Here is a 15,302-nt window from a genome sequence, read left to right on the forward strand (position 1 = left end):
AGCGCGAGCGCGAGCAGGGCGGCGGCGAGCAGGCGGAACGAAGGCATTGGCAAATCCTCTCTGGTGAAAGCCGGTTTCTCGAAATTCCTCTGCGCCGGCTCGATTTATTTCTATTTGCTGTTTTGGCCGGGCATCGGCTTTGCAGCGACGATATCGTCGGCCTTGACCCAACCGGGTGTGCCGACGGCGAAACGAGTTTTGGCGCGCGTGGCTAATTCGCGCGCGGTCTTGTTGTCGCCGCGAAGAAACGCGGCCTGCGCCGACGCCAGATCGGCCTCCGCGAAATCTCCCTTTCGGCCATAAGCCATCGCGAGCTGGCTGTAACCTAGCGGCGCCTCGCTCTCGCGAGCCACAGCCGCTCGTAGAATCCCAATTGCTTCCTCGGTATAGGCCTTATTTTCGGTCGCCACGAGCGCCTGCCCAAGTAACATGTCGATGAGGGGGGCGTTATTGGAGAGCTGCACCGCCCGGCGCAGGGGAGCGATCGCCTCCACGGGCTTGCCACCCTCTAGCAGCGCCTGACCGCGCAGCTCATAAAAGTATGGATTACTGGGCTGCAACTGGATCAGACCATCGATCTGGGCGAGCGCGGAGCGCAGGTCCCCATGCAGGTAGGTCGTGATGGCGTGGGCGTAGCGCGACGGCAGGCTTTCATTCGACATCGGATAGCGCCGATAGACCGTGTCCTGCCGCTCCATGAAGGCCGAAATCTTGGCGCGCACCATGTCGTGGCGCATCTGAAGCGCCGGATCGTCCTTTTTGTCCCAATACGGACTGGAACGCGCGATTTCCTCGAGTGCCGCGACGCGGTCGGCAGGCATCGGATGCGACTGCAGATAGGGATCCGCACCATGCGCAGCGAACAGGCTTTCATCGGCAAACCGCTTGAAGGTGTCGTACATGCCCTTGGCGGATTGGCCGGTCGCGGTCAGAAACTTGACCCCGGCGCGGTCGGCGTTTTCCTCCTGCTGGCGCACATACGATATCAGGCTGCGGCGGATCATTTCCTGCGGCCCGGCGACCGCGGCAGCCCCGGCATTGGCCAGACCGCCGTTGCTGTTGCCGCCTCTTGAACCCGCCACCATCGCGCCAGCGCCGAGCAGCATGGCGATGATCATCTGGGTCTGCGCCCGCGACATCTCCTCACGCATCTTGGCGAGATGGCCGCCGGCCAGATGGCCGGTTTCATGGGCCAGCACTCCGATGAGCTGGTTCGGGGTCTCCGACTGCATCACCGCGCCGTAGTTGACGAAAATGCGGCGGCCGTCCGCGACAAAAGCGTTGAACGCGCCGTCGTTGATGATCACGACCTGGATGTTCTGCTTTTCCAGGCCGGCCGCGCGCAGGATCGGCCGTGTATAGTCGCGCAATAGTTGTTCGGCCTCGGTGTCGCGGATCACCGGCGGGCCTTTTTCCTGCGCAAGCCCGGCAGACATCGGCGCCATGGCGAGCGCAACCGCGGTCGTGACGGCGGTCAGCTTCGAGGCTTTGGTACGGAGCGTTATGTCAGGCAACATGGCGGTCTTTGCATCACTTGCAGCGGGGGGCTGGATCTGGCCCGGCCGGGATTTGGCCTAACAATGCGTGGAATGCGGCTAGTCTGGGGCATTGGTGCCATATTTGCGAAGTTCGCGTTACATTAGGGCAGCCCTCTGATAAAGACGTTGGGAAACAAATGGGGCTCAAATAGAACCATGTTCCCGGAGCGCTCGCTGATCTCAAGTTCCCGATCCGAGCTTGCGGCGATCCCAGCAGGAACTTCAGATCGGCGGCGCCACATTCAAATAGCAGAAATAGATGCTCCAAGCGACACCAAGTAGCCGTGTCCGGCACCTGCTGACGGCGTCAGGGCGCAGCCAAGTTCCGCCGTTCATGGTCATGGACGTGATGGCAGCGGCGGCGCGCATTGAAGCGGCCGGCGGTCACGTCATTCACATGGAAGTAGGACAGCCGGCGGCTTCGGCGCCGAAGGCGGCGATATCGGCCGCTCGCGCCGCACTCGATGGCGCGCGGCTCGACTACACCTCCGCGCTGGGCATGCCCTCGCTGCGCGCTCGCATCGCCAGGCACTATCGCGAGACCTACGGCTGTGCCGTGGACGCCGAACGGATCGTGGTCACCACCGGCTCGTCAGGCGCCTTCATCCTCGGCTTTCTGGCGATGTTCGAGCCGGGCGATCGGGTTGCGGTCACGGTGCCCGGTTATCCGCCCTACCGCCATATTCTCGCGGCGCTCGGCTGCGAGCCAGTGCTGATCGAAACATCCAGCGAAACCCGTCATGCGCTGACCGGCGAAGCCCTGCTCGCCGCCCATCACCGGACTCCCCTGAAAGGTGTGCTGGTCGGAAGTCCTGCCAATCCAACGGGCACGATGATGTCCCGCGAAGCGCTCACCAGCCTGATATCGGCGGCCGAAGGCGCAGGCATCCGGTTCATTTCCGACGAGATTTATCATGGCCTCGACTATGCCTTCCCGGCGGTGACGGCGGCGGAGCTTTCTCCCCACGCGCTGGTCATCAACTCGTTCTCGAAATATTTCTGCATGACCGGCTGGCGGGTTGGCTGGATGGTGGTTCCCGAACCGCTGGTGCGGCCGATCGAGCGGCTGCAACAGAATCTTGCCATTTCGGTTCCGACCCTGTCGCAGATCGCCGCCGAGGCTGCGTTCGAAGGCCGCGAGGAGATGGAAGAAGTCAAGCGCGGCTACCAGGAGAACCGCCGCATTCTGATCGACGGTTTGCCGCAAGCCGGCCTGGATCGGTTGCTGCCCGCCGACGGCGCATTTTATCTTTATGCCGACGTCTCAGCGTTCACGTCGGACAGTTTGGAGTTTGCCAGGCAGATGCTGGAGCAGGCGCTCGTCGCGGCAACGCCCGGCATCGATTTCGATCCGGTCCATGGCCGCGCCTTTATTCGCTTTTCCTACGCGCGCTCGGGTGATGAGATGCGGGAGGCCGTTGCGCGGATCGTGCGCTGGCTCCGATAGAGCGGGCCATTACGGCCCGCCCGCCGATACTGGATCGGCCGCCGGGAAATGGCCCCGGCGCCATTGACTCCACCGGGCTAATTGATTTTGGCTGTTTTCGACAGGATCGCCGCCCGCGCGACAGCCTAGGGACGGATCGGCGAGTGCTGAGGGGAGTAAACGTCATGGCGGCAACGATCGCAACCGAGGGGCGGGTTCGCACGGCGAAACCGGCAAAACCCTGGTACAAAATCCTTTATCTTCAGGTGCTGATCGCCATCCTGATCGGCGTTGTGATCGGCTGGTTGTGGCCCGATCTCGCCACCAACGACTGGATCAAGGCGCTCGGCGACGGCTTCATCAAGCTGATCAAGATGGTTATCGCGCCGATCATCTTCTGCACGGTGGTGTCCGGTATTGCGCATATCCAGGACGCCAGGAAGGTCGGCCGCATCGGCGTAAAGGCGCTGGTTTACTTCGAAGTCGTTTCATCGTTCGCGCTGATGCTTGGCCTTTTGATCGGCAATCTGATCCCGGTCGGCCACGGGCTGGCCGCGAAGCCGGACGCAGCGGCGGTCGCAACCTTCGTCAAGCAGGCGGAAGCGCAAAAATCGGTCGATTTCGTTCTCAACATCATCCCGGACAGCGTGGTCGGCGCGCTGGCGCGCGGCGATATCCTGCAGGTGCTGCTGTTCGCCATCCTGTTCGGCTTTGCGCTGATGGCGCTCGGCGAACGCGGCCAGCGGCTGCGCGACATCATCGACGACACCGCGCACGCGGTTTTCGGCGTTATCGCCATCGTCATGAAGGCGGCACCGCTCGGCGCCTTTGGTGCCATGGCGTACACCATCGGCAAATACGGACCCGCGGCGCTTGGCAATCTGGTTGGGCTGATCGCCGTGTTTTATCTGACTGCGGCGCTGTTCGTGTTCGTCGTGCTCGGCGTGATCGCGCGGCTGATCGGCTTCAATATTTTCAAGTTCATCGCCTATATCAAGGACGAACTGCTGATCGTGCTCGGCACCAGTTCATCCGAAAGCGCGCTGCCGCAATTGATGGAGAAACTCGAGCGGCTCGGGTGTTCCAAGCCGGTGGTCGGACTGGTGGTACCCACCGGCTACTCGTTCAATCTGGACGGCACCAACATCTACATGACGCTTGCCACGCTGTTCATTGCCCAGGCGCTCGGTGTCGACCTGACGTTCAGCCAGCAATTGACCATCCTGGTCGTCGCCATGCTGACCTCCAAGGGCGCCAGCGGGGTCACCGGCGCGGGCTTCATCACGCTGGCGGCAACGCTGAGTGTGGTCAATCCGGCACTGGTGCCGGGCATGGCGATCGTGTTTTCGGTGGACAAGTTCATGAGCGAGGTGCGCGCGCTCACCAACATCACCGGCAATGGCGTCGCGACGGTGGTGGTGTCGTGGTGGGAGGGCGAACTCGATCATGAACGGCTGCATGCCCGGCTCAACCAGCAGATCGACCCGTCGGACGTTGAATTGGCGGTTACCACGGGTTAGCCAATTCGGCCGCGCGTTGGGCCGACAACGCGGCGCGGTCGATATGGAGCCGAAGCCAACGGCGCCGCCTTTCGCCCGATCACATTGGAACGGTAACGGTGGGCGCCCTGGGAGCGTCGGACGAGGCATTCGGCGCATCAGAACGCAATGGACGGGCTGAATTCGCGCAGGATCGGTCAGGTCCGACCGCGGGATAAAAGCCGCTACGGCTTTCGCCGACCGGAATCCGCCGCCAAGCCGACGGTGCTGGGTCGATACGCGCAAAAAAGCCCCGGCCTTGGATCAGCCGCGGCTGCGAGACCGCGGGAGCCGAAGCTGGCCCGCGGACCGCAAAAGTTGTGGCTGAAGCCGGACGCTGCCGACTATTCGCCTTCCGCACCGATCGCGTAGGCGGTCTCGCCGTGAGCCGCGTCGTCACCCACCTTCAGGGTGGCATCGTCCATCCGCAGCGGCACGATGAACGAGATGACCTTGAGGATGATGAAGGTCGCGATCACATTGTACACGATGATGAACGCCGCTCCCTCCAGCTGCAGCAAGAGCTGCGGGGCGTTACCGTAGAGCAAGCCGGTCACGTTGACGCCGGGCGCCTCCTTGTCGGTGCCGATGTACAGCAGCATGGCGGGATTGGCGAAGATCCCGGTCAGCAGGCCGCCGGTGAGCCCGGCCACGCCGTGGGTCGAAAACACGCTCAGCGTATCGTCCACCTTCATCATGAAGCGGGTCTTTTGCAGCTTGTTCATGGCGAGCCACGGAACGATGCCGGCGACGATGCCGATGATGATCGCGCCGATGCCGTCGACATAACCCGCGCCGGGCGTGATGGCGACCAGGCCCGCGATCATGCCATTGACCGCGCCGAGCACCGACGGCTTGCCGTAGGCCATCTTGTCCATCAGCGTCCAGACCAGAAGCGCCACCGCGGTGCAGGTGTTGGTGTTGAGCACGGCCGCGCCGGCATTGGCGTTGGCAAAATAGGGGTCGCCGCCATTAAAACCGTTCCAGCCCAGCCACAGGATTCCTGCGCCGACCAGCGTCATCAACAGGCTGTTGGGCGGGAAATGGTCGCGGTCGGCCTGCAGCCGCGGACCGATCACCCATGCGGCGACGAAGCCGGAGGTGCCGGCGGCAAGATGGATGACGTAGCCGCCCGAGAAGTCCGCCACGCCCATGGCTGCGAGCCAGCCGCCGCCCCATATGCTGAATGCCCCCACCGTATAGACCAAGGTCATCCACACCGGACAGAAGATCATCCACGCCGTGAAGTTCATGCGGCCAAGCACTGAACCGGCGAGAATGATGACGGTGATGGCGGCGAATACGAACTGGAAGAAAACCAGTGTCGCCATCGGGAAGGTAAGCCCCGGCATGCCCGATGCCGCAGCTGGAATGATGGCCTGACCGGTTGTAAAGGCCGCCGATGTCGCCAAGCCCGGCGTACCGAGGAATGGAAACAATTGCGGTCCGAACGCCATGTTGTAGTCAAACAGGACCCAGACGACCAAGACTGAGGCGAACGCGTACATGGCCATGAACGCGGAGTTGATCGCCCATTTCTTTTTGACGATGCCGCCATAGAGAACAGTCAGTCCAGGAATGCTTTGCAGGCCGACGAAAGTTGCGGCGGCGAGTTGCCACGCATTATTTCCTGTATCCAGCCATTGTGGTGACGGTACGAGTGCCATTCGAAATACCCCCCAAGCTTTACATGAACAAAATCCAGCCCCGCCGGCGGCGGGGCCAGCATTCACCAAAACGCAAGGAGTATACCACTTGCCGGGGGATCAACTGGACATTGAATGCTTTTGGATTTTCAGTGAAAATCAGGTCTGGGCAAACGGCTCTGTGATTAAAATATATGCAGATGATTACATAACAAGCAGTAGGGGGTGCGTTGATGCGATCAATGGTTCTGCTCCGACTCGGAGCTGAAATTGCTGCGCTGGCAGTCGGTATGACGATTCCTGCCACCGTCAGTGCTGAAACTCAACACGGCGAGAGCGCGGTCACCTGTACCAATCTGGCAAGCGGCACCAATTGGCAGATCAGGATCGACTATGACAAAGGTACCGTAGATTCCAATCCAGCTCGCATCAGCGACGGGCAGATTTCGTGGCACGACGCATCGGACGGCGGCAACTACACGCTCGACCGCAAATCCGCGAAACTTACCGTGGTCGTCGCCTCGAGCACCGGGGGCTATTTTCTCTATCATCATTGCCAGCTGCAGAATTGAGGGCGCCGTCGCGGAATCAGGCGCGCCACCCCGCGTGACGATCCGGCGGCCGGCCGTCTGTTGGTAATTGGAGCGGCGGGATGGCCCAGCGGGTGTCCAGCATCAAGGTAAGTGTCGGGTTCGCCTCGGAGAAGGGACCGCGCCAGCGCAACGAGGATTTCGCCGGCGCGGTTTTCGGCCCGGAACTGCCCGTGCCGCGTCGCGATGTGATAGCCGCGATATCGGATGGTATCGGCAGCACCGGGGGCGGCCGCGAGGCTGCGGAGATCGCGGTGCGCGGTTTCCTGGATGGGTTTTGCGATCTGCCCGAGACGATCGAGGTGCGGCGGGCCGCCGCCACGGTCCTTAATGCGCTCAATGGCTGGATCCATTCCCAAGGTCAGCGCAATCCCGAGTTGAAGGGTATGGGATGCACATTCACGGCGCTGGTACTGCGCGGTCGCGTGGCGCATGTCCTGCACGTCGGCGACACCCGCGCCTATCGGCTAAGCCGCGACCGCCTGACCTGCCTTACCATCGACCATGTCCGGCAGGGAGGCACCGGCCGGTCGAACATTCTTAACCGCGCGCTGGGTGTCGAGACGGAGGTGCGGCTGGACTATGCCAGTCAGCCGGTCGCGCAGCACGACCGCTTCCTGCTCTGCAGCGATGGCGTGCACGGATACGTCACGGATGAGACCATCGCTGAGATTCTGCGCGAGCGCGTCTCTTCCGACGATACCGCACGTGCGCTGGTCGGCGCCGCGCTGCAATCGGGCAGCAGCGACAATTGCACCGCCATGGTGCTCGATGTGGTTGGCTTGCCGACCGCGGATTCGGCCGAGATCGGTGCCGGCATCGCCGAACTGCCGCTGATCCCGGTGCCGTCAGGCGGCGAGACGATCGACGGTTTTGTGCTCCAGGTTTTGCTGTCCGACGGGCGCTATACCCGCTTGTTCGGTGCCGAGGATGAGGTCGAGGGTGGCCAGGTGGCGTTGAAGTTTCCCAAGCCCCGGATGGCCGATGTAGCGACTTATCGCGCGGCGATCGCCCGCGAGGCATGGGCGGGGACGCGGGTGACCAGCCCCTGGCTCGGTCGCATCATCGAGCAGCCGCCGGGGCGGCAGACCTGCCTTTACACGGTGATGCCGCTCTATCAGGGCGAACTTCTGGAAACGCGGCTCACGCGCCGCCCCGCTTTGGGACTGGAGGAAGGCCGTCATATCGCGATCGCGCTGGCGCGCGCGGCGGCGGCGCTGCACCGCGCCGGCATCGTGCATCGCGACATCAAGCCGGACAACGTAATTCTCGAGGGCGGTGGGTCGCTGAAACTGATCGATTTCGGGGTGGTGCGCATATCCGGATGGGAAGATTCCCCGCCCGAGGACATTCCGGGGACCCTCGCCTACATGGCGCCGGAGATGTTGGACGGCGAAGCCGGGAACGAGGCGACCGACATTTACGCCCTCGGCGTCACCGTGTTCCGCGCCTACACGGGCGAGTTTCCTTATGGCAATTCCGACGCCACCAGCCCGCCGCGCCGGGACCGGCCGGCAGCGCTGTCGGCCTTGCGTCCGGACCTGCCGGCCTGGCTCCAGGCCGCGCTCGGCCGGGCGATCGCAACCGATCCCCGTGAACGGCTTCGCGACATGGCCGAATTTGCCGTGGAGATGGAGGCGGGACCGGCCGGCGCGCCGCCAGCGGTGCGCCGGCCGCGGACGCTCTATGAACGCGCCCCGCTGCGGTTCTGGCAGGGCGTGGCGGCGCTGCTCGCGCTGGCGCTGCTGCTGTCGCTGTTACGGCATTGAGATCAAGTTGCGGTCCGGCTTCACATGGCGAAGAGGCGACGCCGACGGCGGTTGCCTCGATCAGTCATTCAGATGGAAATGCCGTCGTTTTTCACGCTGGACGCAATTGATCGCCCGGTTGGCGATTTTCGTGTCGGCCTTGCCGTACAAAGTCACCCGCACTGAAAAACTGCCCGGTTTACCGTCTCGAACTATTTGAATGCCGCCAATGGTCTCGCAGCCGGGCCATTGCCTGACCGCGTCCAAGCACTCCTTGCGGAGAGCGCCATAGCTTAGTCCGATCGTCGCTGGCTTCGCCATGCTGGTAACATTCAGGCGCGTCCACGGCTCCGCATCGCGCTATTCCCCCCGAACAGGCGCGGTGGGGCAGGGTATTGCTGCTTCTATACATCGGCTGCTTGATCCAGCGCAAAGACATCCCGGCGCGATGATGTTCGGTTATCCAAGGCAAACGCTGTCTCGCCGACATCCTTGCCAACGTCGTTGTCCAAAGTTCAGTGCAGTTTTGCTTTCACGATAGTTGCACGCCGCAAGACAAAGCTGCGCCGCGATCGGGAGCGGGAAGCCGGCCCCGTTCTCGGCGTATTCGCTCGTACCCGCGTCAGTGTTTGCTTTTCGCGGCTGGCTACGCTTATGGGTCCGCGCTCCGGATCTGAGCGCGCATTGCAGCCGCGATGATCTGGATCAATCCGCATTTCCATCGCGACGCGCTCGCATCACGACAGCGGAGGGCGAGTTCGTCAGCCAAGCGGGTCCCGCATCTGGGCGGGACGGATGGCTCTCGCGCGGCGTCAGAAAAAATCCGCCCGGACAAAGCCGGGCGGATTCAGATATCGCAAACCAGTTTCGCTATTCGCCGCTGCCGAAGCGCCGCGACCACCATCCGGCGCGCCGGGGCTGGCCTTCGCTGGGGGCCTCGGAAGCTGGCGCTGCCGGTACGGGGGTGGGGGCCGCCGGCGGCTCAGGCGCGTGTTGGACGGGCGCCGCTACATCGGTCGGCGCCGCGGCGAGGAAACTGACCTTCTCGCGCACGGTCGAGCGCCGTCGCGCAGCTCGTTCAGCTTCCTGGGTGTTGTCCTCGGAAGCAGGCGCATACGCCGCCTCCGGCTCAACTAAAACCGTAGGTTGCTGTTCGGGCGGCGGCGCAGTGGGTTCGGGCTGAACCTCCGGCAGCGGTGGCACGGACGAATATCCGTCGAAATCGGCAACCGCGCCGCTGGCCTCTGGAGCGGTTGCCGGACCCAGTTCGTCCACGATCGACCCGGCCAGACCGTCTTCCAGTCCGCCGCGCCGGCGGCGTCCGCCACGACGTCCGCGACGGCGCGGCCGCCGCTCGCCGCCTGCCGCCGGATCGGTGCGAACCGTGCCGGGCAGATCGTCGGTCTCCTCCTCGTCGGAGTAGCTGTCGTCGCCAGCGGCTCCGGCAACCTCGGCCGGGATCGAAGCCACCCGAGCAACGACGCTCTCGTCGCGCGCGGGACCGCCTTCGCGCGCCTCGCCGGTTCGGCCGCGTCGTCGCCGCCGCCGCTTGCGCTTGTAGCCATCCGCCTCGGTACCCGCCTCGGTACCACTGTCTTCGCCGGCCGGGGTGTCGTCGGCCAAGCCTTCGGTCTCTTCAGTTTCCACTTCCGATTCAACTTCGATGTCGAATGGCTCGTCCTCGTCGAGGGCTTCATCTGATTGCGGCGGGAACGCCGCTACCTGCGCTGCCAGCAGCGCCTTGGCGGCTTCCAGCGTATGCACCTGTTCGCCGCGATCGATGATGAACGACTGCTGGCCGCTCACGGTCGGGTCGGCGATCACGGCAAGCGAAACCTTGAAGCTGTTCTCGAGGTCGCGCAGATGACCACGCTTGTGATTGAGGACGTACAGCGCAACATCGGTCCGGGTGCGCACCACGAGATTGTGGGTCGCGCCCTTCATCAGGATTTCCTCCAGGCCGCGCAACAGCTGCAGCGCGACCGAAGACACCGAACGCACATGGCCACTGCCGCCGCATTGCGGGCAGGGCTCCGTCGAACTCTCCAGCACGCTGGCGCGAATGCGCTGGCGCGACATTTCGAGCAGGCCGAAATGCGAGATACGCCCGACCTGGATGCGGGCGCGGTCCTGCCGCAGGCAATCGCTGAGCTTGCGCTCGACCGAGCGGTTGTTGCGCTTCTCGTCCATGTCGATGAAGTCGATGACGATCAGGCCCGCGAGATCCCGCAACCGCAGCTGCCGGGCGACCTCCTCTGATGCCTCCAGGTTGGTCTTGAGCGCGGTATCCTCGATGTGATGCTCACGGGTCGAACGGCCGGAATTGACGTCAATGGAAACCAGCGCCTCGGTCTGGTTGATCACGATATAGCCGCCGGATCGCAATTGCACGATCGGCGAGAACATCGCATCAAGCTGGCTCTCGACGCCCATCCGCGAGAACAGCGGCTGGCCATCGCGATACTGCCTGACCGCCCGCACATTCGTCGGCATCAGCATCTTCATGAAATCGCGGGCTTCCTGAAAGCCGGCCTCGCCAGCGACCAGGATTTCGTCGATTTCCTTGTTGTAGAGATCGCGCAGCGACCGCTTGATCAAGGATCCTTCCTCGTAGACGAGGGTCGGGGCCTGCGACTTCAGGGTCATGTCGCGCACAGTTTCCCACATCCGGATCAGGTACTCGAAGTCACGCTTGATTTCGGGTTTGGTGCGCGATGCGCCTGCGGTGCGCAGAATGATGCCCATGCCCTCGGGCACATCGAGATCCTGCACCACTTCCTTCAGCCGCGAGCGGTCCTGCGCCGAGGTGATCTTGCGGCTGATGCCGCCGCCGCGCGCGGTGTTGGGCATCAACACCGCGTACCGGCCGGCCAGCGAAAGATACGTCGTAAGCGCGGCACCCTTGTTGCCGCGTTCTTCCTTGACGACCTGCACCAGCATCACCTGCCGGCGCTTGATGACTTCCTGGATCTTGTACTGACGGCGCGGACGGAAGGTACGCTCCGGCACCTCTTCCAGGACGTCGTCGCCGCCGACCGATTCGACAACCTCTTCGTCGGCATCTTCACCGTCGTCATCGTCGTCCTGGTCATCGTCGCCATGAAGTTCGGAAGCAGGTTCCGCGTGATGCGGCGCCGTGGTGGGCTCATCACCTTCCAGTTCGACCGGCGCCGCACCGCCGTCCTCGGCGTGCGGCGCATCGTCGGCATGGGCCGCGTTCTCGCGCGCGTGGTCTTCGTCAGAGCGCTCATCATGCGCGTGTTGCCTGGGCAACTCGGCGCTGGCTGACGCAACGACGCCCGGTGCGGCCGTCACATCACCGGAGGCGGTAACCGCTGCGGTCATCTCGATGGCGTGATCGTGGTCATCGTCGTCATGCGCGTGATCATGATCATGCTCGTCGTCATGCTCGCCAGGCTCATGGTCACGCGATGACCCGAGATCGTCATGCTCGTGATGATTATCGGTATCATCATGATGCTCCGCATCGGTGTGGTGCTCCGCATCGGCATGATGTTCAGCGTCGTGCGGGTGGTCGTAGACGCCGTCGGCGGGCCCATGACCCCGATCGGACTCCACGGCCTGCGACGGATCACTGCCGGCGCTCTCTACAATCTCGCTCTGGACGCGATCGGCATTGCTGCGGCGCCGCGAGCTGCGGTGGCGCGGGCGGCGGCGGTTGGAGCGGCTTTCGGTCTCCTCTTCGGCCTCGCGGTGGGCGCGCTCGTCCGCTTCGATCAGCGCCTGGCGGTCGGCGACCGGAATTTGATAATAATCCGGATGGATTTCGCTGAAGGCCAGGAAACCGTGTCGGTTGCCGCCATACTCGATAAAGGCCGCCTGCAGCGACGGCTCTACGCGCGTGACCTTGGCGAGGTAGATGTTGCCGCGCAGCTGCTTGCGCTGGGCGGTTTCGAAATCAAATTCTTCGACGCGGTTGCCGCGGACCACAACGACCCGGGTTTCTTCCGGGTGGGTGGCATCGATCAACATTTTGTTCGGCATTTTGGAACTCTTGACGGCGGCGGGCGCGTATCACGGTAAGCGCGTGTCGCGCCGCCGGGTGACGCGACGGTCCACCTGATTCGGGGGTGAGGGGAAGGCCAAAACGCAACCCGGGGCGCCGGTCCGAACGGGATCCCGGTGAAGCAAGACGACGCGCGGAGCTTTCGCCCCGCATCGGCGCGGTCCTTACCCGGATCTTGGTCGGCAACACTGTCTGGCGCATCAAGCGTCGGCCCGTCTGAACACGTTGGCGGCAAAGGGCGCCGCCTTGTCTATCGCTGAAGGCCCGGCGCGGCGCCAAAGCGCCGCCGTCCATCGCATATTGGGCCCCTTAGGGCCCGGATATCCAGCTATGCCGTTTCTGAAGCGGTCCCGGGAACAAGATGGTAACCTGGGACCGGACGCCGCTCGGGCTCGAAACCGCCGCTCCTTGTTCAGCCGCGCGCTGCGCTGGCTGCGGAGGGATCGGAAAGACGCTGGAATCTCCAAAATGCGAAGGTTCCGGCGCTGCACCGGGAGGCTGAACGCGACACAACCGGGAATTTTAGCCGTCAGCCTCCCTTACATACGTGGATTGGTCGGCGCGTGCAAGGGAAGCGTCGCAACGCGGCAACAGTGCGCCTTTATTCGCTGAAAGGACATTTGAGGATCGCCGAAAGGACATTAAGGTTCCGTTAACCTTGGGGTTCTATTGCGGTAAGAGGGCCGCTCGGAGGCAGGAATTCGTTGGCGAGCCGCGCAAATGATGGTGTTTTGCTGGGATGCGCTCTGTTCTGCGCTGCCGCATTGCTATGTTCCGACGTGTCAGTCGGCGCGGCACCGGGCCAATCGTCGAATTCGGTCAGGGCGTCGGATCATGCAATCGCCTCGGATGCTCGCCTGGCCGGCGACGCCAGACAAACCCGCTTCGTGCTGGATCTCGACAAAGCCATCCAGTTTCGCGCCTTTGCCCTGGCTGATCCCTACCGGGTGGTGGTGGATATCCCCGAGGTCAGGTTTCAGCTCGCTGCCGGGACCGGCACTGTGGGGCGTGGGCTGATCAAGGCATTCCGTTATGGCTTGGTCATGCCGGGCGGTTCGCGGATTGTGTTCGATCTGGCCGGCCCGGCCAAGATCGCGCAATCCTACGTGCTCGAAGCGGCCAACGGCCAGCCGCCGCGTCTGGTGATCGAACTCGAAGAAGTCGATCGCTCAGCCTTTATACAAACGCTCGCGGCCGAGGCTCGGCCGGAATTGATGGCCGCCGTCGCAGACGCCGGCGGTGCCGTCGCCACGCCCGGAATGGCCACGCCCAAGTTGGTCGCGGCCGCCGATTCGCGTCCCGTGGTGGTGATCGATCCGGGGCATGGCGGCGCCGACAATGGCACCCAATCGAGCGGTGAAAGCGAAAAGAACCTGGTGCTGGGATTTGCTTTGGCGTTGCGCGATCGCCTTGAAAAGAAAGGCAAATATCGTGTCGTCATGACCCGAAGCGACGATACCTTCATTCCGCTGGCCGAGCGGGTTCGGATCGCTCGCAATCAGTCGGCGTCGCTGTTTGTGTCGATCCACGCCGACGCGTTGCCGCGCGAGGAAGGCGACGCCCAGGGCGCGACGATTTACACGCTGTCCGACCATGCCTCCGACAACGAGGCGGAAAGACTGGCGGAGGCAGAAAATAAGGCCGATGCCATTGGCGGGGTTAATCTGACCGAAGAGCCCTCCGATGTCGCCGACATTCTGATTGACCTGGCCCAGCGCGAAACCCGCACATTCTCTAACCGGTTCGCCCGCATGCTGATGGCCGAAATGAAAACCAGCGTGCGGATGCACAAGCACCCCCTGAAATCTGCCGGCTTCAAGGTATTGAAGGCTCCAGATGTGCCCTCGGTCCTGATCGAACTCGGTTATGTGTCGAACAAGGGCGATCTCGAACACCTCGTATCCGAGGACTGGCGTTCCCGAACCGTTGGATCGATCGCGCAGGCGATCGACGCCTTTTTCGCCAAGCGTCTCGCGACGGCAGGGGCGGCGAATTGAAAAGGGGCTACTCGATACTGGAAGCCCTAGTTTGGCCACAGCGGCGGCCCTATAAAAAACTACCTTGACGGCCTCAGATTCGATAAAAATACCCCCTCGGCCAACTTGCTTTACGCCGGCGTGGAATGGCACATCTTCCAGCAGCGGTGGTCTAATCAAGGGAAAACGCCGGTTGTTAAGGCGCATGGGCTGAAACGGATATTTGATGATGCGCTTGCTGGTGCGGTTCTTGGGTTTTCTGTTCGCCGCTGGAACCGTGGTGTTTCTGGTGGGCGTGGCCGGCGTGGCCGGGCTGATCTGGCATTTTTCCAAGGACTTGCCGGACTATTCTCAGCTTCAGGATTATGAACCCCCCGTCATGACGCGCGTCCACGCGGCCGATGGCGCGCTGCTTGGCGAATACTCCAAGGAACGTCGGCTGTATCTGCCGATCCAGGCGGTTCCAAAACTGGTTATCAACGCGTTCCTGGCGGCCGAGGACAAGAACTTCTACGAGCACGGCGGTATCGACTTTTCAGGCATGGCGCGCGCGGCGGTGCTGTACGCGCAAAACTACGGATCCAACCGGCGCCCGCAGGGCGCCTCCACGATCACCCAGCAGGTTGCGAAGAACTTTCTTCTGACCAACGAAGTCTCGTTCACCCGCAAGATCAAGGAAGCCTTGCTGGCGATGCGGATCGAGCGCGCCTACTCCAAGGACAAGATCCTCGAACTCTATCTCAATGAAATCTATCTCGGTCTTGGCGCTTACGGCATCGCCGCGGCCTCGCTGGTCTATTTCGACAAATCGGT

General features: G+C 63.0%; 10 protein-coding genes. 6 read left to right on the forward strand and 4 right to left on the reverse strand.

Annotation, left to right across the window (positions count from 1 at the left end; genetic code table 11):
- Positions 1–110: 110 nt before the first annotated feature.
- The gene (locus tag ABSG20_RS13930) at positions 111–1,517 is read right to left on the reverse strand and encodes a M48 family metalloprotease (protein WP_423865085.1); all 1,407 of its coding nucleotides are present in this window, start codon (positions 1,515–1,517) and stop codon (positions 111–113) included.
- Between the two features lie 280 nt (positions 1,518–1,797).
- On the opposite strand from ABSG20_RS13930, the gene ABSG20_RS13935 reads away from it, so the two are divergent.
- Both ABSG20_RS13935 and ABSG20_RS13940 read left to right on the forward strand, forming a co-directional pair.
- On the forward strand, positions 1,798–2,985 hold the full coding sequence (locus ABSG20_RS13935; protein ID WP_423865086.1) for a pyridoxal phosphate-dependent aminotransferase: 1,188 nt from the start codon (positions 1,798–1,800) through the stop codon (positions 2,983–2,985).
- A gap of 164 nt (positions 2,986–3,149) precedes the next feature.
- Complete coding sequence (locus tag ABSG20_RS13940; RefSeq protein WP_423865087.1) at positions 3,150–4,484, forward strand: dicarboxylate/amino acid:cation symporter; 1,335 nt, start codon at positions 3,150–3,152, stop codon at positions 4,482–4,484.
- Between the two features lie 362 nt (positions 4,485–4,846).
- Here ABSG20_RS13940 and ABSG20_RS13945 read toward each other — a convergent pair whose 3' ends face one another.
- A complete protein-coding gene (locus ABSG20_RS13945) occupies positions 4,847–6,169 on the reverse strand; it encodes an ammonium transporter (RefSeq protein WP_423865088.1) in 1,323 nt (440 codons plus the stop codon).
- A gap of 269 nt (positions 6,170–6,438) precedes the next feature.
- On the opposite strand from ABSG20_RS13945, the gene ABSG20_RS13950 reads away from it, so the two are divergent.
- Positions 6,439–6,720: a hypothetical protein gene (locus ABSG20_RS13950; protein WP_423865089.1), complete on the forward strand. Its 282-nt coding sequence runs from the start codon at positions 6,439–6,441 to the stop codon at positions 6,718–6,720.
- 80 nt (positions 6,721–6,800) lie between these two features.
- Complete coding sequence (locus ABSG20_RS13955) at positions 6,801–8,507, forward strand: bifunctional protein-serine/threonine kinase/phosphatase (RefSeq protein WP_423865090.1); 1,707 nt, start codon at positions 6,801–6,803, stop codon at positions 8,505–8,507.
- 60 nt (positions 8,508–8,567) lie between these two features.
- Here the strand turns inward: ABSG20_RS13955 and ABSG20_RS13960 are convergent, their stop codons facing one another.
- Both ABSG20_RS13960 and ABSG20_RS13965 read right to left on the reverse strand, forming a co-directional pair.
- Positions 8,568–8,807: a hypothetical protein gene (locus ABSG20_RS13960; RefSeq protein WP_423865091.1), complete on the reverse strand. Its 240-nt coding sequence runs from the start codon at positions 8,805–8,807 to the stop codon at positions 8,568–8,570.
- Positions 8,808–9,356: 549 nt separating this feature from the next.
- Positions 9,357–12,491, reverse strand: a complete 3,135-nt coding sequence (locus tag ABSG20_RS13965; RefSeq protein WP_423865092.1) for an Rne/Rng family ribonuclease — start codon at positions 12,489–12,491, stop codon at positions 9,357–9,359.
- Between the two features lie 726 nt (positions 12,492–13,217).
- Between ABSG20_RS13965 and ABSG20_RS13970 the strand changes: the two genes are divergently transcribed.
- Together ABSG20_RS13970 and ABSG20_RS13975 are read left to right on the forward strand one after the other, a co-directional pair.
- Complete coding sequence (locus ABSG20_RS13970; protein WP_423865093.1) at positions 13,218–14,510, forward strand: N-acetylmuramoyl-L-alanine amidase; 1,293 nt, start codon at positions 13,218–13,220, stop codon at positions 14,508–14,510.
- 208 nt (positions 14,511–14,718) lie between these two features.
- On the forward strand, positions 14,719–15,302 hold a 584-nt coding region (locus tag ABSG20_RS13975; RefSeq protein ID WP_423865094.1), incomplete at its 3' end, for a transglycosylase domain-containing protein.

Source organism: Bradyrhizobium sp., from assembly GCF_049512235.1.
In the GTDB taxonomy this organism is placed as follows: domain Bacteria; phylum Pseudomonadota; class Alphaproteobacteria; order Rhizobiales; family Xanthobacteraceae; genus Bradyrhizobium.

Bases quoted from the DNA above. Each gene is read 5' to 3' on its own strand.
- ABSG20_RS13950 (WP_423865089.1), top strand. From the start codon at position 6,439: ATGACGATTCCTGCCACCGTCAGTGCTGAAACTCAACACGGCGAGAGC.
- ABSG20_RS13945 (WP_423865088.1), bottom strand. From the start codon at position 6,169: ATGGCACTCGTACCGTCACCACAATGGCTGGATACAGGAAATAATGCG.
- ABSG20_RS13960 (WP_423865091.1), bottom strand. From the start codon at position 8,807: ATGGCGAAGCCAGCGACGATCGGACTAAGCTATGGCGCTCTCCGCAAG.
- ABSG20_RS13940 (WP_423865087.1), top strand. From the start codon at position 3,150: ATGGCGGCAACGATCGCAACCGAGGGGCGGGTTCGCACGGCGAAACCG.
- ABSG20_RS13935 (WP_423865086.1), top strand. From the start codon at position 1,798: ATGCTCCAAGCGACACCAAGTAGCCGTGTCCGGCACCTGCTGACGGCG.
- ABSG20_RS13965 (WP_423865092.1), bottom strand. From the start codon at position 12,491: ATGCCGAACAAAATGTTGATCGATGCCACCCACCCGGAAGAAACCCGG.
- ABSG20_RS13930 (WP_423865085.1), bottom strand. From the start codon at position 1,517: ATGTTGCCTGACATAACGCTCCGTACCAAAGCCTCGAAGCTGACCGCC.
- ABSG20_RS13955 (WP_423865090.1), top strand. From the start codon at position 6,801: ATGGCCCAGCGGGTGTCCAGCATCAAGGTAAGTGTCGGGTTCGCCTCG.